Origin of the sequence: Desulfopila aestuarii DSM 18488 (genome assembly GCF_900143695.1) — a bacterium.
In the GTDB taxonomy this organism is placed as follows: Bacteria; Desulfobacterota; Desulfobulbia; order Desulfobulbales; family Desulfocapsaceae; genus Desulfopila; species Desulfopila aestuarii.
In genome coordinates this window covers 50,474-68,772 of record NZ_FRFE01000025.1, presented here as the reverse complement: position 1 = coordinate 68,772, position 18,299 = coordinate 50,474, and the positions used below count along the sequence as shown (strand labels likewise).

Sequence of the window (18,299 nt, the reverse complement as noted above, 5' to 3'; positions counted from 1 at the left end):
ATGCTCTGTTTTCATTGTGCCCTCCCGTGGTCTGGTTTGCCACAATGAAACAGATTGTTAACGATATGAAAAGATGGCGTTTGTTGAGCGCTTACTTTTATCCGGGGCCATGGTCCGGTGTCAGGTTGGAATACTTTCCAAAAGACTGGCGCGGATATAAATACCTGAAATTTTATCTTTTTAATCCCGGTAACAAAACGATTTCTATAGAGATACTCATTCAAGACGCACTCAATGGGCAAAAGGGTGATAAAAGATTCAACGACCTATGCGCATGGAATGTTTCAGTGTATCCTGGTAGTTGGACAGCTGTTCAGGTTCCGCTAGAGGAAATACACAACATCGCAAATAGCAGAGGAGTCGATCTTGCCCGAATGACAGGAATTGGGTTTTACGTGGACAATATTACGGAGCTTAGGTCACTTTATCTTGATACCGTCAGCCTTGAAAAAGCAGATATGCAGATAAGGTGAAAAACAAAGGGGTGCTCGACGAATTAATCGTGCGAGTGGCCGAGGTTTGCTGGAGGACCTTCGTTTATGAACTTCCCGGAGGGCCAGATGTCGGCCATGGCAAGAAGCATGTTTTTGAATGATTTCCTGCCGACAAAGAGATGAGCACCGGTGCGCTGCTTCGCTCCCCATTTCAGTTTGTGCTCCTCATCTCCACCAAGATAATCATATTCTCTTACGTTATTTGCGATACACCAATCGATGACAGAATGCCGCAGGATGTTGCCGAGTCCGCCAGGCCCATTCGGATCAAAACCTTCCTGCATTTGATAGAAAACACCATGGTAGAGGTAACCGATCTGAACAGCCAAAATACTGCCATCCAGCTTCAGAGAAAAAATTTTTAACCAGCCTTTACGAAATGCCTTGGAGGCAAAACCAGTATAAAAGTCCTGCATCAAAGGTCTCCTGACGAAGCTTCCTTCTTGGCCGATGGACTCCCAGCGCTTTTTATGAAGTATGAAGAGACTTTCAAGATATTGAGGCAAATCATCTTCTTTGTCACAAAGGTCAATGGTAATTCTTCCCAATTGTGATAGCTTTTTTTTCTGTCTGCGAATGATTGAGGAAAAAGACCCTAAGGTATCACGATTTAACTCCTGCATAGTGTCCGGGAGGGAAATGGAGCTGAAGACACACTCTCTCTGCCTTGAGAAGGCAATGCTTTTTCTCTTGATCAGGCTCAGTCGGTTTATTGCATTGGTCCAACCTGAAATATAAGGGAAATAGAGGCAATCCCACAGTTTATTTTGTTTTGCGAGATAGGAGCTAATGCAATCAGTCACGTCGCTGAGCGCTCTTTCAGATGAAATGATAAGATCGGGGTATTCTCCGCCACAATGGCAATCGCCCATGGGGCGGAGGCAATTGTAGGGAATGGCATTGAAAAGAAGAAAATTGCTCTGATAGAGGGGGAGAATAGCGTGAATTTGTTTTTGTTCATCCAAGACCAGGATAATGAAAAGCTTCACGTCGTGAGCGACATGTGCACACCATGACGAAAGCCATTCCCAAGTCAAAAAAATACTGTTGCCCTCTGAGAGACGGACAAGATCATTCCAACGTTCAGCATAGCAAAAGAGATCATCGAGAGAAGTATAATGTTTCGCATTGAGCTGCATGGGGCGGTTTGCTTCAAGACAATGGATCATTGAGAATAATTGATGTCGAGAGTTTGATATTGCCGTTTATTTCAACCCTTGCTAGAAGCGTAGGGCTCGGCTGTTTGCGATGATACCCGTTGCTGCACCACCCGAGTGGCGGATTGAGGTTTCCTTTGTAGATCTCAATGCTGACTCTTGGGTCAAGGCAAATAGAACCGCTGCCGTTGAGGCCAGAAAAATGGTATCGGGTTGAGTCAATTTGTTCTAGTATGCAGTTTGGGGCAAAGTGAAAAGGCAAGCGAAGTGTATGCTTACTTTTGCAGATTATTTCATCAGTGATACGGAGGATTCGATTGTCGCCATCAAGATGGAGGGTCCTGTAATGCAGTACCGGATCTTTTAGGCGCATGTATCCATTCTGTTGCCCCTTAACGAGACCACCATTCTGTTCCGGTTGCCACGATAGGCATTCTGATTCTGCTCGTTTGCCCCAAAGAAAAAGTCCAAGAACGACAGATTGGTCTACTCCATCCACTTCAATGGTGTTATGGGCAATAGTACTTTTGAAGTAGCGGCGCAATTCCGGATAGGTGAAATAGTCATATGTGCCAGGATCGACCAGAATATCTTCATTAAACGCTTTAAGAGTAAAGCTTAAAGCATCGGCGTGGCCGTGGGCTGCAATGGCACCAAAGCCCAGTGGCCCGCAGTCAAATAGCACGCTAATATGATCATCACAGTCCCTATTTCCGCTCTGCAGCATATAGAAACCACTATCTGGAAACTGATGTGAAAAGATACGTTTATTTACACTAAATGTATCAATAGCTTTAAACCTCTCGTATCCCGAAGCACCAAAAAGCCAATAAAGGGTCTCTGAGTATTCCGGAGCCCAGGCTTTGAGTTGACTATTATGAAAAAGTAATGCTCCGATACCTAACAAAGGGCGCGGGTCTGTGTGGGAATCACCAAGATTTAAAACATATCCATCGTCTGCATCACCATAAAAAATCGGCGATCCTCCACCTTCTTGTAATCGACCAATAAAAAGCAATTGTTTTTCAAGGTTATCCCAATATCGCTGGGGAAAGTCTTTGCCACACCACTTGCCGACAATTCCGCAGATAAGAAAAAACTGAAGGACAAAAAATTGGTACTCAAGGGCCAATTCCTTATTGCAGCCATCGGCAAAAGTCTGCAATTCAATCTCGCGGCACAGAATTTCGTAGCTCTGCTTCTGCCATTCTTTTACATTTTTCAATTGTGAGAAATAACTGGTGGCAATGAAGACACCTGCGGCTTCGCCAATGAGGTGATTATTGGCGGAAGAACCCTTGGAGTATTTCCGTGTCACATCGTGCAAGTGCAAGTAAACACTATGCAGTATCCGGTCGCGGAATTCCCCATTGAAAATGCCAGACTCCAACGTCAGGTCTAGTGCCCATACCCAGTTTACAAGGCGAATGCTCAACTCCATGGGACTTCGCCAGTTCATACCATAACCGTAAGGACATTGATCGAGCCATGACTCAAAATGTTCCTGAACGGCCTCTGCGTATTTTCTCTGACCGCTTACACGATACGCTCTACCAAGTACAACAAGATGTTGATGTCTATTGGGCTCCCAGACAAGCTTACAGTCTCCCGCTTCCTGAACATCGCGGTAATCGATTTTCATGGATAGATCGAGTGGGGCGGCAATATCGCTGCCATGATCCCTATTCCATTGAATCGGGTCACCATGATCATGTTCTTGAAGATGAAAATAGGTGAGCTTATTTTCGAGGATGAGATTGGCCTTGGTCAGAAGATGTTCTGCCCATGACCAATTGAACTGGGAACAATTGTGACGATCTTCATCTGGCGAATGGAGCGACAGACGAAATTGCGGCGTAAAAGATTGGCCATTTTCGCTGCCAATAGCGTCTTGTACTGTTGGAAATTTTCCATGACGAATAGCATATGCATCCTTCAGGTCAGTGCATTTGTTACCCAGGCGCCAGAAAACTTCTCTGGGCGACATTGTTTTGAGACGTTGGAAATACCAAGAGAAGGATTGCATTGAGTTAGAAGTGGAGGTGTTTGCAGGATAGAGAAAAAGTGTTCATCAGTGAGTGCTGATAGACTGACCTTGCTTATGGTAATAGCCCGTCAACTATGGGACTAACCTCCGCTGCAAAAGATTGCAATGTGCCAACGGTTTCATTATCTCTTTGACTATCACTTCGTTGGGGTGAAGCGAGAAAGACGATAGCCCCATTATTATGTCGGTGAAGTATGCCGGATTGTAATATCTGTAATTTTGCATGGAGTCGATCAGCAATTTTTGCTGTTCCAGGAAATTGATACCAAAAAAGTGTTCGGTATCGCGTGTCATTCAGGAGTAAGCTGGAGGAAGTCACATTGAAGGTATTGCCCTTAAGAGGGAGAGGTAGAACTTCTCCTCCATCGTGCAATGGTTTCGATAGAAAGCTCGTCAAACGCTTGTTGTTGTCCTGATTTTTGTAGTAACCAATGAATAAAATAACCTCTTGTTGCTGAGAAGAATCCCTGTAAATTCTGCAGAGACTCTCGTCGAGATTGGGGAAGAACGTCGCTAGTGTTGGGTCTTCGCATTGTTGGCTGCTGAATGTTGAGATGTTTGAGGGTATTGCTGCTAAAGGTGAGACAAGAGAGACAGGTTGAGGCATTGCGACCAGGTTGAGATAAAGAGCTGCCCCTAGAAGAACTGCCAATAGGGAGGCAAAAGCGGATGTTTGAGATGAATATATACGTGTGGTCGCAAGCGGTTCGCAACGAACATTACGCCATTTTTCGAAAAGACAATACTTCGGTTCTCCGTGTGGGTACGGTAGGTTTGAAAAAATCCAGTTGACTATAAAAAGTCCTATCCAGCCAAACCAGGCAACAGACCATCCTTGAAAAATATGCGCTGGGCCATGAAGCATTTCCGGACCAAAGTTCTCGCCAAAGTATCCTGCTACAGCAACGCGTAAGCCGTTCGACAAAACTGTCAAAATGCAGCCTATGAAAACAACAGAGACTGCCCTGATCCAATTCTTTTGGGTAAGGTAAACGAGTGGCAGCCCGACAGCTATTACCGAAATCAGAAAACTGATACCGCTACATTCACGGGCAACAACCATCGAGATGCTGGGGAGATTGATGTGTAAATCATCAGTGTAAACGGGGTATTTCAATTGAAGAAGAGCAGAACCTATTTTGGCAGTAACAATTTGAAATGGCCTATGCATCCTTTCAAGAATAGGATCCATCCATGGTATCATGAGCTGCAGGTAAAGTATTGGAAAGAGTGATATTCTGAGATAATTCCATCCGTATAACAGAAGAATGATACTGGGAATAATTAAAAAAAAGGAAAAGGCTTCCAGCTGAATGATTGCACCAACGCGGCCAATTAAAAGCAGGAACAAACAACAACCTATACAAAGATAGCCAATAAACCGGTTTGGTTTTGCAGGAATAATTTCAAAGAAGTCTTTTTTGCACCAGATGAGGTAAAGACTAACGAATGGAATGAAAAAGCCATGGGAATAGGCTTTGTCGGTTATCCATTGAGAATAGAGCCATTGTGAATTATCCCAATACAATACCATTATGGCCAGTATCAATGATAAGATACTGGCCAAGGTTCGAAGTCTAATATTTGATACGTGTGTCATTGTTGTATGATGGATTTAATGACCGGAGCAATAGTTTGCGGTGTAGGTGGGATAGATCCAACAGGTGAATCAATAGGGTATTCGAACGCTCCTATATCGAGAGTAGAGCCAGATGGGCGATGATTTCCCATGTAGTCCATATTGAGATCGAGAGCGTACTGTTGACTGAAAAGAGAAAGCGGAGAAATAAGAAAACCTTTGTCAATAGCAATTGATGTACTTGATAATCGAAAATCATTGCTTTGAGAAGTTAAAAATCCGATATTAGCGACTTCCTCACATAGTATATTGCATTTCCCGAAGCTGGCTTTAAAATCACCGATACTCATTTGAGTGCTTCCAACTTGGATTGTTGGGGAGTAGGAGCTACTAAATAATGTGTAGTCTACGCTCGATGTGCTAGCATCTAATGTGTCACCAAAGGAAAGGTCTGCCTCATTAACATCTTCTCGGTTAGACAAAATATTATTTAGTATTGAAATATTATTTGAACTAACGGTTATGCCACGTTTATATAAAGAAAGTGAATTATTGAAAATTCCGCCAGTTGTTGCTCCTCTAATGTGGAATGCTGTGTCGGTTGAATAGACTACGTTCCCAATAAAAAATGTATTGGTACTTCCAGTTGAAGTTATGCCAATAGTACTATTATGGACAATATTGTTAATTACCCACACATTATCTGGACTGTCGTGGACAACAATACCTTCACCGGCAGAGGAATCTCTGGACGAGTAATTGTAGCATGTATTGTTGTAGACAATAACATTTTGAGATCTTTTTATGTCAATGGCATTTTCTCTATCATCGTGAAGAGTGTTGTTTGCAATAAAAATGTGATGAGGACGAGCTACATCATTCAAAGTAGCTGAACCAACTTGTATAGAATCTCCACCATTGTTAAAAATATTGTTGTTTAATATCCAAATATTGTTGCTATATGCAGTTGGGAGAATGCCATGGAAGTCGTTTTCAGATATATAATTGTTATCGCCAAAACTCTGAATAGTATTATTGTAGATGATAATATCTGTAACTCTATTGGTTGAATCGCCATATATAGAAATTGCTGAACCATTTCCACCATAGGTGCCAGAGCCTTCTAAATTTGAATTTCGAAGGGAAAAATGATGAATATTACTACCATTGTGAGGTCTTAATTGCAGGATTCCATAGTTGGTAGAAAAATCTATGTTGTCGAATATCACATATGATCCTTTAACGATCCACTCACGAATGGCAGTCATATTTTTTCCAACAACCCATACAGGACTTGATGCTGTACCATTAAAAGTGGTTATAATTTGAGAGCCTCCAGTATATGAGGAATTATTGATGGAAACATATGATCCAGCATTGTAGGCAATTTCAGGGATAGAGATACGGGGCTTGTCGGGATATCCTAATGGATTAGATGAGTCAGTCGAGTTTGAATGGGATGCATCTATATAATAACAATCAACATTTGAGTTGCTTGGCCAAGAAGGACATCTATTTTGAGGATCTGGCGCTGGAGTATCTATAGGATTTGTGGTTCCCCAAAGGCCAGGACTCGGTATGGCTGTAGGTGGAGAGTATGAATACGCGCTTGAGAATGATATAAGATAGATTGCGATAGAAATTGAGATAGTATAGAATTTTGTAAACATGATAAACCTCCTTGTGGCATCCACTAATAGTTTCCGGTGAGTATAATGTATTACCGGGATACGTTAGACTGCAATATTTTAAGATAAACATTTCTAGTTTTCTCGGCTACAACTGTTGGCTCATATATCTTGTGTGCAATATTTTTAGCTCGGGTTCCCATGTGTTTACGTAGTTGTTTGTTGTTGAGCAATTTTCTGAATTTATGATAGATATCATAAACATTAAGTGGGTCAACAAGAAATCCTGTTTGTCCGTGATCAATCATATATGGCATTCCGCATCTATCAGATGTAACAACTGGGGTGCCGACTGCTAATGCTTCGGATATACCTAAAGGAGCACTCTCTTCAAGTGAAGTGAGTGCAAAAATACTTGCACTAGATAGTTTCTCAACAATATGAGATCTGTTGAGTTGGCCTAGAAGAATTACTTTGCCAGCGAGTTTGTTGCTGTTTATCCTCTTTTTAATAATTTCACCGTATTTGTGATTGGTAATTGGTCCGGCCAGCTGCAATGAAAATTCTGGAAAATCGTGAAGAAGCATTTCGAAAGCGTTAATTAAGGAAAGAATATTCTTTCTCGGAGCAATGACTGCTGACGAAAATATAGTTTGATCTTTTTTGACGCCTTCATTAGTATTGAAAAAGCATTTGTCTATGGGATTTTCGATATCGTAAATATTTCCTTTGGTATGTGGTGAAATACGATTATGAACATATTTGTTAATAGCGATAATGTTGGGGTGGGATGCCCAGGAAGCAGTTTCGAAAAAACGCCATATATGTGATCTGATAAAAGGGAAGTATTGTTTAGAGAACATTACGTCTCTGTGTATAAAGCCGTGCATTGTGAAAACGCGCGGTATATCAAGGTTTGTGGTCATTAATCCGTAAGTATCATGAGCGTGGACGATATCTGGCGATAGTTCGATGATGAATTTTTGTAATATCTTTTTCCATGTACTAATGGAGCTGATTAACATGCTACCTGCTGGTGCTGCTATCCTATGAATTATGACACCATTTTTCAGTTTAAAAACACGATTGTTTTTGACTGTAGTATCTAAGGCAACGACATTAACCTCCAGATCTGGCAATGAAGCCAATGCATCAGCTAGGACAACGCTAACTGCTTCGACACCACCTCTGGGGGAGTCAAGTTGAGTTGGATAGTGTGTAGCAACTACCACTTTCATTTTGCCCTCTTTTTTTCTATAAGTCTAGGGCGAAGAGATTTTTTGTTGTTGCGTGCTAACGCCTCTTCATAGACAAAGGCTGTTTTTTCAGCCAATTTTTTACTCGTATATTCTTTTATAATTCGGCGGGATGCGTTTTCTCCGTATTGCTGGAGTAGTGTTTTGTTTCTGAGCAGCCCTATTATTTTTTCTGATAAAAGTTGATCATCACCTAAAGGTACAATCAGTCCAGAGATACCATCTTGTATGATTATAGAATTGTCCGAGACGTCAGTTGCAATCACGGGTGTCCCACATGCCATCGATTCCAGTAGTGCATTGGGTGTCCCTTCAAATAAAGAAGGAAGAATAGTAAGATCACACGCACAATAGAGTTTTTCAACATCATCTCTATTCCCAAGAAAAAAGCAGTGCTCTCTGATGCCGATTTGATCAACTAATGTCCATATTTTGTTATAATAAGCATCTGAACCATGCATGCCCGCATGTAACTTTTCGCCAACCATAAGGAATTTTGTGTTTGGAATTTGGTTGAAAACTCTTTTCATAGCTTTCAGTGCCAACATGTGATTCTTTTGTGTTTTGAAACTTGCAAACATTCCTACAAGGCGATCACTAATGTCAAACCCAAGACTTGTTTTATACTCGTTCAAATTGGGTCTTGGGAAGAATCTATTTGTATCTATGCCATTATGTATGACTCGATAACGATCAACAGGTAATCCCTGCATTTTGGAGTTAAATTTGGCGCCTGCCCAAGAGTTGGCAATAATAATTCCAACTGAATTCCTAGTCAGACGATAAGCAATTAATTGGCGCCATTTTAGAGAATAATTTGAATTTCGTTCAGATCCAATGATAGCTCGTACTGAACATAATCTGCCAGCCAATCGAGAGGCAATTTCTGAATCGAATAGAAAGCTATGTATAATGTCTATTCTTAATTGCTTTATAAGTTTGATTAATTTGAAGACAACAGAAATATCAAATTTCCATTGTTTTTGGATAATGATTAAACGTCTGTCTGCATCAATAATAGTATTTTTAAGTGGCGCATAATCAGATAATGAGCAGATATACGGCTCGTACTCGGATGAATCCAAATTATTTAGAAGTTCAATTGCTTGACGTTGTGCGCCGCCATATTCTAGATTACTAATAACTATTAAAACACGTTTGCGACTCATGGCATTAATGGATAATTTATTGGTTTAGTTTATTAACTCGGCGGCGATATAGGTTCACGCTGCATATTTGATTGACGGATGTTCAAAATACTTCGCAACCCTTGCAGATTTCTTTTGCAACATCCGCATGTGGTTCGATACTGTCTTCTTCAGATCTTCACTGCTTCTGCTCGGAGCAGCACGCCGAATACCTGACTTCAGGTCGCAATTGAGGTACTCATCTGGATTAAGTTCTGGAGAAAATGAGGGTAGATAAAATACCTCTATCTCCTCTTTATTTTTATCTTTTTCGAGCCATCGCCGCACCAAAATTGCATGGTGCACTTTCAAAGTGTCCAGCAAACAGCTTTCTGTCTGCATCTTTTATCAGACGTTTCATGAATTTGAGCAAAACACCTGCTGTCATGGTTGACTCGTACATCATGAATCGCAACAGGCCTTTATTGTTGATAGCAGAAATCATATTGAGTGAAAAACGTTTCGCATTGATTGCAACAACAGGGGTCTTGCCACGGGGCGCGTAATCTCGACTCTGCTGACAATCATTGCGAACTCCGGTCTCATCTCCCCCCAGTAGATTTCAGCCTTCTCTGCTGCTGCACGGCTTTTAATCTTTGGATAGGTAACATCAAGCCATTCCTGGACAGCTTTAGGGCTTTGCTCATAGGCTTTTCGGAAAGGTTTCTGAGGTGTAAAACCCCATCTTTTCCGATAGTCACCTATAGTGCGGATAGCCATTCGCACGCGCCACATCTGATAAACAACAGACTGAATTGCCTTGCGGGTCCATAGCGCAAATAGCAATTTAAGTTGTTGTGGATTTTTCTCGACCAGCAATCTTTTCAGGCATCGCTCCTGATCAACGGTAAGTATGCAATTAGCACCCTTACTCAGCCCCCGCTTCTCAAGCTGTATCGCTTTGGCCTTGCGATCTCCCTTATCCCAGGCTCTTATGCCATCGGCATGCTACGCCATAATGGATGCCGATGATTTTGGCTATTTCTTTGCGCTCTACGCCTTTTTTGAAAAGGCTTATCGCAAGATTCCTATTGTGTTGTTGGATTTCACTTGAGAGTGATCTTGTATCTGTTTATTTCATTCCAACAATTTAACATAATTCACTAATTTTGTCGCCAGGTTAATAAATAAAAGAAGTGGTTAGCTTGGTGCATAAATAAATGGCTAAGGGTTTAGCTATTCCCGTTTTAGCCATTTAGATCAAAAAAAAACGTCGAACAGGGGAACCAAGAACCAGGGATGTCGACAGAACGTTCGCTTAAAATCAACCTATGGCTATAAAACATCCAAAATAGAGGCACGTGAGTTATTTTCACCATCATTAAAGCAACCCCCCAAAATAACCTTGGAAATGCATCATTTCAAGGCATGATCTTAGACAAAATTACTGCTCATTTAGGCTCTACGTCGAGCAGTCATATTTCAACTTGTGCCGTTCATAACCAAACGCTATCGCACATAAAATGATTTCAATTATATCGATTTGATAGTGATGAAAGAAGCCTCGAATATCTTCCCAGAGATACTTTTTATCCCCCTTCTTTTCTAACGCTGCCTGGAAAACGCTATTTTTCAGGATAGTTGCTGCATTTTACCTACCTGCAAACTCTAATCTGGTGATGCTATTCCTGTAATGTGGCCGTGAAGTAGCCTCCAGCATTGGTGAAGTCAAGGGTCAAGATAAACGCTCCGCTCTGCTTCGCGCCCTTGACGTCACCAATGCTTTCGGCTGTAGAGTCGTTATGCGTTGATTTTTCAAAGAAAATCATCTTGATTTTCATCTGTTCTTTGACAACGATCGCATAATCACGCGGTCTTCAGAACTTGAGCCACGTTAGTTTCAGCCTCGTAAGGGCAGTTGAGCCACACCGCGTGGACCTGTTGCCAGTTGCGACTTTTACCGCTCCATCGATTGGGCTGCTTCTGCTGTGCCTGCCGATACACTCTGTGGCGGTTCGCCAGGATGTTTTCATCTTCACCACGATGCCGCTGACCTGGGGTCACAAAACGAATTGCACTGTGGAGATGCTGCTCGTTGTACCACCTCACGAACGTCCTGACCCATTTCCTCGCAGTTTCAATGCTGTCAAAGCCGTGGGTCGGATATTCAGGACGGTATTTGCAGGTGCGAAACAACGACTCCGAATACGGATTGTCATTTCTGACCCGCGGCCGGCTGTAGGATGGCGTGACGCCGAGGGCCTCCAGTTTGGCCTTCATGGTAAAACCTTTTTGCGGGCCTCCGTTGTCCGCATGCAGCACCGGCGGCTCCAGCAGGCAACCCTCGGCAAGGATCGCATTGTGTAAGAGCTTTGCTCCAAACTCTGCACTCTCAACCGGATGGACTTCCCAGCCAACTATTTTGCGGCTGAATATGTCTACGATCATATACAGATAGTAAAACATGCCTCGGATCGGAGACGATAGCCAGGTGATGTCCCAACTCCACGCCTGGTTGGGGCCTGTCGCACAATAGCCTTGTGGCGGATGATGGCGCCGTGGCTTTGCATTCCGACCACGGTGATGCTGTTCATCTGCCTCGTGAAGAATGCGGTAAAAGCTTGACTCTGAGGCAAGATAAAACCCCTCATCAGCGAGACGAGGAACTATCTGCCCTGGTGCCATACTGGCGTATGCCGGCTTATGGCAGGTATCCAGAACGCTTTGCCGTTCTTCCGGTGTCAATTTGTTTGCCGGTTCCGGCCGCGCAACCAGTGGGCGTTTGTCAGACTGCACTCTGCCATTCTTGATCCAGCGCTGGTAGGTGCGCGGGTCGATGCTTGCCGCCTGGCACGCCGGTGCCAGGCGGGCACCATTTTGGCGAGCAGTATTTATTAGCCCAACAGTTCTACGGCGATCAGGGGTGCTAATCATTCGTCCTCGGGGTCCTCTTCCTAGATCGCCTGCACCTTTTTTTGTAACACCAGCAGCGCTGCTGCTTCGGCAAGAGCCTTCTCCTTGCGCTGCAGCTCTTTTTCCAGATGCTTGATACGCTTGCGGTTAGTTTTCTGTTCCAAATTCAACTTGATACCAGCCTGCTTATCCCAATCGTTTGCGGCTTCACAGGCACCACGCCAAAGTTTTAGTTGTTCCGGATAAATACCTTTGCGCCGACAGTATTCGGCGGTTTGCTCTTCATTCAGGGCCGCTGTCTCAATGACAGCCGCAAACTTGTCCCGGGCAGTCCAACCCTCAGGGCTGGCATCGCTGTCGGGTAGCAGGATGCCTTTTCGGCGCGCTTCATTACGCCAGTTGTATAAGGTCGGATCGCTGATGCCTTCTTCTTTGGCCAACTGGCTGATCGATCGGTTGTGCGGTGGCATCATCTTCCGCAAGACCGCCTCTTTTCGTTCTTGTGAGTACTTCATGCATGAACCTCCTGCCCCCTTTTATAATGGGTTTCAGTTCATGCGGCAACTTCCCTGACACTGGGGGTTAGGGTTCTTACGAAAATCATCCCGGATAACTGCAAGCAGATTGTCAGCATTCATATGTTTTCTCATATTGCGTTAGTTGGCCGAATGCGAAGGTTTGCCCGCGGTGATTCTATAACGTTTGATCGATATCATGGCATCTCCTATGTAATATGTTGATATTGCATATAAGGAGGAGCGTATTTTTCCGATCGCTTTTGTTAAGAAAAAATGACGCTAAGCGAAATTAATAATGTTTCCTTTTCAGTTGAATGGGCAACTCCTGAATGGTAAAAATTTACGAAAGATCGTTTGGCAATATTTTATGTTATCAATATGTTGGAATTTCGATAATAATTGATGAGGAAGCATTAATTTTTATGATTGAATATTGTATTGACTAATAGTGGCAAAATATTGTCCTCATTATGATTTTGTAAGTAGTAATTTCGAGCACTGAGAGATGCCGATTTCCATCTAGAGGGATCATTTAATAGAAGAAGGATTGAAGACAATAATTCTTTAGGCGATGCGCCGGTATCACCAAGGTGTTTAGATTTGATTAAATTATCTGGATCAATTGTGGAAACGACTGGCATACCGTAACTCCACGCTTCTAAAAAGGTGTTTGGGAATCCCTCGTATGATGAAGTGCAACAAAGTAAAGCGCAATTGGAGTAATATGCAGATAGTTCTGATCTGCCTTTTGCTCCTCGAAAATAAACGTTTGGCATTTTAGAAATACGTTGAGTCAGAGATAGAGAATATTCACTGTTATCAAGGGGGCCTATTATCTCGAAAAATAAATCTGGAGCCATGTCAGCAATATCTAATAACCATTCTAATCGTTTCACTGGAGCAATTCTTCCTACCCATAAAATGCGATTGGCATACCTCTCTTCAAATTTAGAAGGAGATGTTGATATAGATAATCCTTGGCAAGGCATGTTTATTATTTCGGAGTTTCTACCGAAGTTTTCTAAAATCATCTTTTGTTGCTTTTTAGTTTGAACAATGATTTTGTTCGCATTATGCAAACCATAACGATATAACACCTTCTCTCGATAGGATTTCATTTTAGGTAAGTCTAGTAGGCAATCAGGATCGCTTGCTACAGAATAAACAAATTTTCTATTATTTAATTTGCACCATAGGGAAACTTGGCCGGTAACATACTCAGCGCAATTCTGATAATATATGTCAGCGTTCGCTTTTTTCAATGCTTGGCATAAAGATGTCCATCTTGGGTGAAAAAATCGTAAAATGGGTAAGCCTGAGTTTTGGGGACACATTTTAATAACAGTAACTCCATTTACATCTTCAATTTCTCTCTGCCCTTCATCCCATGTTAATATTCTAACTTTATATCCATTTTTAGCAAGCCAAAGCGCTAATGAAGAGGTTTGCCTTTCTACGCCGCCGATATGACCTGACAGATCGCCCACTAATGAACCATATGCGAAATGAGCAACAATACAGATACTTTTCGATAAGTTATGGTTAATTAAAGCCTCTTGAGATTTATGTGTGTTTGTTGACATTTAACCTAATCCTTTGGAAAAAAGCTGTCAGTCCAGACGCTCCAGCATGTATCGATAAATAGTTATCTCTATTAGGGAAAGAGTTTCTGCTTAATAGAAAAATATTCTTTTGACCAGGGTGATTAATACCGCCTCTTATTGATAAACCGGCTTTATAGCCGCAGTTCTGGGCGAGTTTGATCACTTCAGGAGTATAATCCCCGTCAGGATAACAAAGAATTTGACACGATTGTCCAGTGTTGTTTTCAATGTGTTGTTTGGATATTGATAGTTGATTTAGTACTACTTGGCTGTTTACTTTGCCCAGCAATAAATGGTCTACAGTGTGTGAACCGAAATATATTCCTTTTTTAGATGCAATCTTGATTTCATCCCAATTTAAGAGCGATGTCCAAGGGTCATTCTCGAAGATGTCGTAAAGTGATCCATGGCTATTATTCTCTAGTAACGATAAGATTTCATTTATTTTCGATAAGGTTGATAGGTAGTTAGACGGACTACTTTTTAATGCGTACCGAAGGTTATGGAAGGACTGTGAAAGCTCAAATGGGTTATTAGGGGGGAAATTATATAAATTAGATTCGAACTCAAATTGAATATTACATTTTAAATGTTGTAATGCATAGTCCATGCGATCATACCAATATGGTTCATTGGTGTAGATGTGACCCGTAGATAAAAAGATTGCAGCAGGCGCGTTGTATTTAGATAAAATGGGGAGAGCGTGGCTGAGATTATTTCGATAACCATCATCGAACGTAAGGACCATACTGTATGGCTTAATTGGTATTACACCTGTTAACATGTCAATTGCTTCAGTTATTGAGATGAAGCTATATTTCTTGGAGAGTATATTAAGTCCTTTATCAAGAATATAAGGCGATAATTGAAATCGCATTGGTATCCATGACGATTTAGCAGAGTTTCTATCCATCACCCCATGTATCATTAGGATTGATAAATTACGTCTAGTGAGAATTTGCCAAATTGGGACAAGTATTGAAAGTAGTATTTTTTTAGCAGATTGCATGTTTAAGTAAAATGAAATTAGAGAATAAAATCCCAATTGGATGCGGTTTGTGTAGTACTATGTTGAAGAGCAGTATAATATGCAGCCTTTGACAACTCTATTCGTATGTCTTCATTTATCAATAAGTGTCTAATTCGGTCAGAAAAATTAATTGCTAGTCGATTTTTAATTAAATAGCCATTCGATTCATGTATAACTAAATCTCTTAGATCTCCGACGTCTGAAACAACAGGAGGTAGTCCACATAGCATTGCTTGAATCATTGCCTGAGAAACTCCTTCTGAGTCCGATGTCATAACAAATATTTTTGCTTGCCGTAGCCAATGTGCGACATTGTCCTGATGGCCAACAAATGTGACATTGTCGCGTAAACCCATTGATATTGTTAAATCCTGAAGTGATTTTTTTAGAGGGCCATCTCCAACAATTAAAGTTTTTATGTTTGGAAAATAATATTTTAATAATGAGACGGATTCGATGAGCGTATCTATCCTTTTCACTGATGAGATCCTTCCGACAGTTATCAAATCAAATATAGGTGTGTCTGTTGAGGGAAAATATATTTTTGATGAGAAACCGCCTGGAATAATATGTATAGATTTTTGGTTGACGCCATTCTCTTTGAAAAAAGTGGCGGCCCCACTTCCCATTACTACTATTATGTTGCAATGTTTTATCGATTTGATAAGTTGCTTTTCAATTGATTGATTAGGTTTATATAGTCGACGAAAAATTCTATTTTCAGTGTAAATACCACCACCAATTACCTCTCGTGGACCTCCTCCGCAGAAATATAAAGAATGAGATCCTATGAGACGAGCTAGAAAAATCGCTAACAAACCATTTAAAAGAAGATGAAAACCACCAATAACATCAGGTCTATCTTTTAATGCATACCAGATGAAGGTTAGAAGTCTAGCCGGTACAGCTCCAATTAGATAGATAAGTATATCTGGAGGATAAACAGGGTATACACTGCTCATTTCAGGTACAGGAGAGGTGGCAACCATTCTCACACGACTGACTTTTTTAGAAATAGCTAATGGCTGAAGGTGAGGATGTAACCAATTGCCAGAGTAAAATGTTCCTGTTATGAGAATGTCATATCTCTCACCAGATTTTTTTTTACATCCTTTTTTTATTTTAATAGTAATGCGCAAAGCCAAATGATAAAAAGTAAGGAGCAATCGAATAATTAATTGGTAAATCATGATAAATATAATTAAGTTATATTGGGTAATCTAATTTAGGCCAAGGGATAGAAATGCTAGTCAAGCCAGTTTCGTCAAAAGGATTATGTTGATAATTATTAATTTGAATTTTGTTAAAAAATAATTTAATTCCATTAGTAAATGGTGTGTATATTGTCAATCCTTGAAGATCAAGAATATCCCCTGCATAAGAAATATGGATCGATATTTCATTCCCGTTATGATTTGCTGTATAAGATATTTGATCTTTCATGAAACAATATTCTAGAAGACGTTTGGTTGTTGTTATTAATATTTTCTTTTCTTCTGCATATTTTGCGAGATTGTAAAATGATTCTATAGTTTTGTTCGAAAATATTTTAGGTTCATTATTAGTTTTTCCGAGATGTGTATATAAGATGCAGAATGCGTTTCGTTCAATGAGGCGTTCAATTACTCCACTTGTAAGAACATCCCAAAACCCGAAAGAAGTATCATAAGAGCTTACACCACCCCAGTGTGGGTTGCATCTCATAAATTCGATAGTGTTCTGGCCGTCTCTTAGATTTGTTCTAGTCAGCAGGTTATTTTGGGAATGCATTTTATATTTGTTACTGCCACATCTACCTAATAATCCTTTGATTAATTCCTTGAGAAGCGTTTTGCTTGACGGATATAAGTGCTGTCTGCGCCCTATGCCTGTTAAGCTTCTGGGTGCATTCTGGCCTATTATGCTGGTGACGCGACCACGCCAAACAAATTTTATACCATAATCCATGGTAAGATCTGAATGATATGAAGGAGTACCTGGAACGTCTCCTTTCCCTTTCATGATCTGACTGTCAAAATTTGTTATTGCAGTACCATGATCAACCCAAACTTTAAGGAAGCAATTATTTCTATTTAATTCGGTAAGATTCCTATAAGCTTGTGATCGAGTAGTTGCCAGGTCCCCGTAAGAATGTAAACAGTCTATATGTCCAGATTTAATTAACGCCTGAACCATTTGTCGACCTATGTCGTCAGTATTCCAATACGCGAATTGATCATTTGGCATGTCAAAATAGATAGTATTGCCAATCTCTAGTCCTGCGCCTGGACCAATCGAGGTAGATTGTTTAGTATTTAAAAAACGCATTATTTCAAAGTAAGTGTGACGATCCGGTGTTTCATCAAGGTCGCTACAAATCGCAATCATTGCTGAGTAAGGATAAGGTATATTTCTGGTTGATATTTTCATGATTTATATAAAAATCTGAGTTTATTTGAAAATCTGATTTTGATATATTGATCCTGTGAATATTTGGTAACATTTCGCAGAAAATTTTATTTGACTTCCTGGACGAAATTTTCAATTTCTTAGGTATCAGTATTAGAATTGTTCTTGGCTATATTGGTTGATAAGGGTCAATCCACTAAAAAAAAATATCTTCAAGGGCATGTTGTATATTTTCAATTTGAAATATCCGCTAGCAAGATAAGCCGTGGCTCATTCCAATAGGTTTTTATTTCGCTATATGAATGCTACTGAAGCTTAGTACCTAAAAACATTGGGATGGTCACTATATTATGGCCTTTGTGTGTCGCAATAGTCTTAGGTTTAAAATAAATAGGGTATGATACCGATCAGCCCAGTTTAATTTCTGAAATGATACAGTTTGGAAAGTGTCTGGACCGCTATCGGAATTACCAAATTTGTAAAGCAATAAAGTAGCAAAAACCTAGACCTCACGGTGGTCTGAAGTGTTGTGAGGAATAGGAGGAAACTGGTTATATT

At 40.9% G+C, this 18,299-nt stretch carries 16 protein-coding genes; 1 reads left to right on the top strand and 15 read right to left on the bottom strand.

The genetic code is table 11. The features are described 5' to 3' along the window. Positions 1 to 473: hypothetical protein (locus BUF15_RS19905; RefSeq protein ID WP_234981229.1), on the top strand; the 473-nt coding region annotated here is incomplete at its 5' end. A gap of 23 nt (positions 474 to 496) precedes the next feature. Here the strand turns inward: BUF15_RS19905 and BUF15_RS27835 are convergent. The 15 genes from BUF15_RS27835 to BUF15_RS19840 all read right to left on the bottom strand — a co-directional run bounded on the left by BUF15_RS27835 (position 497) and on the right by BUF15_RS19840 (position 17,762). Continuing rightward, entirely contained in the window at positions 497 to 1,117 is a 621-nt protein-coding gene (locus BUF15_RS27835) for a GNAT family N-acetyltransferase (protein WP_234981230.1), read from the bottom strand. A gap of 529 nt (positions 1,118 to 1,646) precedes the next feature. Continuing rightward, entirely contained in the window at positions 1,647 to 3,638 is a 1,992-nt protein-coding gene (locus tag BUF15_RS19895; protein ID WP_159441337.1) for a heparinase II/III family protein, read from the bottom strand. Between the two features lie 112 nt (positions 3,639 to 3,750). Next, complete coding sequence (gene xrtW, locus BUF15_RS19890) at positions 3,751 to 5,298, bottom strand: exosortase W (RefSeq protein ID WP_073615469.1); 1,548 nt, start codon at positions 5,296 to 5,298, stop codon at positions 3,751 to 3,753. After that, positions 5,295 to 6,947, bottom strand: a complete 1,653-nt coding sequence (locus BUF15_RS19885; RefSeq protein WP_084554259.1) for a NosD domain-containing protein — start codon at positions 6,945 to 6,947, stop codon at positions 5,295 to 5,297. The genes xrtW and BUF15_RS19885 overlap by 4 nt, the downstream gene beginning before the upstream one ends. 50 nt (positions 6,948 to 6,997) lie before the next feature. After that, entirely contained in the window at positions 6,998 to 8,143 is a 1,146-nt protein-coding gene (locus BUF15_RS19880) for a glycosyltransferase family 4 protein (protein ID WP_073615467.1), read from the bottom strand. Then, positions 8,140 to 9,330 carry a glycosyltransferase gene (locus BUF15_RS19875; protein ID WP_073615466.1) on the bottom strand — a complete coding sequence of 397 codons (1,191 nt, stop codon included), beginning with the start codon at positions 9,328 to 9,330 and terminating at the stop codon, positions 8,140 to 8,142. Before BUF15_RS19875 ends, BUF15_RS19880 begins: the two co-directional genes overlap by 4 nt. 54 nt (positions 9,331 to 9,384) lie before the next feature. Next, on the bottom strand, positions 9,385 to 9,690 hold the full coding sequence (locus BUF15_RS27490) for a transposase (RefSeq protein WP_200802431.1): 306 nt from the start codon (positions 9,688 to 9,690) through the stop codon (positions 9,385 to 9,387). After that, positions 9,611 to 9,904, bottom strand: a complete 294-nt coding sequence (locus BUF15_RS28430; protein ID WP_200802432.1) for a transposase — start codon at positions 9,902 to 9,904, stop codon at positions 9,611 to 9,613. Before BUF15_RS28430 ends, BUF15_RS27490 begins: the two co-directional genes overlap by 80 nt. Beyond that, a complete protein-coding gene (locus BUF15_RS27480; RefSeq protein WP_200802430.1) occupies positions 9,790 to 10,167 on the bottom strand; it encodes a helix-turn-helix domain-containing protein in 378 nt (125 codons plus the stop codon). Before BUF15_RS27480 ends, BUF15_RS28430 begins: the two co-directional genes overlap by 115 nt. A gap of 803 nt (positions 10,168 to 10,970) precedes the next feature. Then, the gene (locus tag BUF15_RS27180) at positions 10,971 to 11,129 is read right to left on the bottom strand and encodes a hypothetical protein (protein ID WP_159441336.1); all 159 of its coding nucleotides are present in this window, start codon (positions 11,127 to 11,129) and stop codon (positions 10,971 to 10,973) included. A gap of 25 nt (positions 11,130 to 11,154) precedes the next feature. Next, positions 11,155 to 12,716, bottom strand: a protein-coding gene (locus BUF15_RS19865) for an IS3 family transposase (protein ID WP_407642633.1) whose coding sequence is annotated in 2 segments (ribosomal slippage) — positions 11,155 to 12,248 and positions 12,248 to 12,716 — 1,563 coding nt in all. Because the reading frame shifts where the segments join, the coding sequence is not laid out codon by codon here. 416 nt (positions 12,717 to 13,132) lie between these two features. Further along, a complete protein-coding gene (locus tag BUF15_RS19855; protein WP_073615463.1) occupies positions 13,133 to 14,302 on the bottom strand; it encodes a glycosyltransferase in 1,170 nt (389 codons plus the stop codon). Beyond that, complete coding sequence (locus BUF15_RS19850; RefSeq protein WP_073615462.1) at positions 14,283 to 15,200, bottom strand: polysaccharide deacetylase family protein; 918 nt, start codon at positions 15,198 to 15,200, stop codon at positions 14,283 to 14,285. Before BUF15_RS19850 ends, BUF15_RS19855 begins: the two co-directional genes overlap by 20 nt. Before the next feature lie 149 nt (positions 15,201 to 15,349). Then, a complete protein-coding gene (locus tag BUF15_RS19845) occupies positions 15,350 to 16,543 on the bottom strand; it encodes a glycosyltransferase (RefSeq protein ID WP_073615461.1) in 1,194 nt (397 codons plus the stop codon). A gap of 16 nt (positions 16,544 to 16,559) precedes the next feature. Further along, positions 16,560 to 17,762, bottom strand: coding sequence for a hypothetical protein (locus tag BUF15_RS19840; RefSeq protein ID WP_073615460.1), 1,203 nt, complete (start codon positions 17,760 to 17,762; stop codon positions 16,560 to 16,562). Between the last annotated feature and the right edge of the window lie 537 nt (positions 17,763 to 18,299).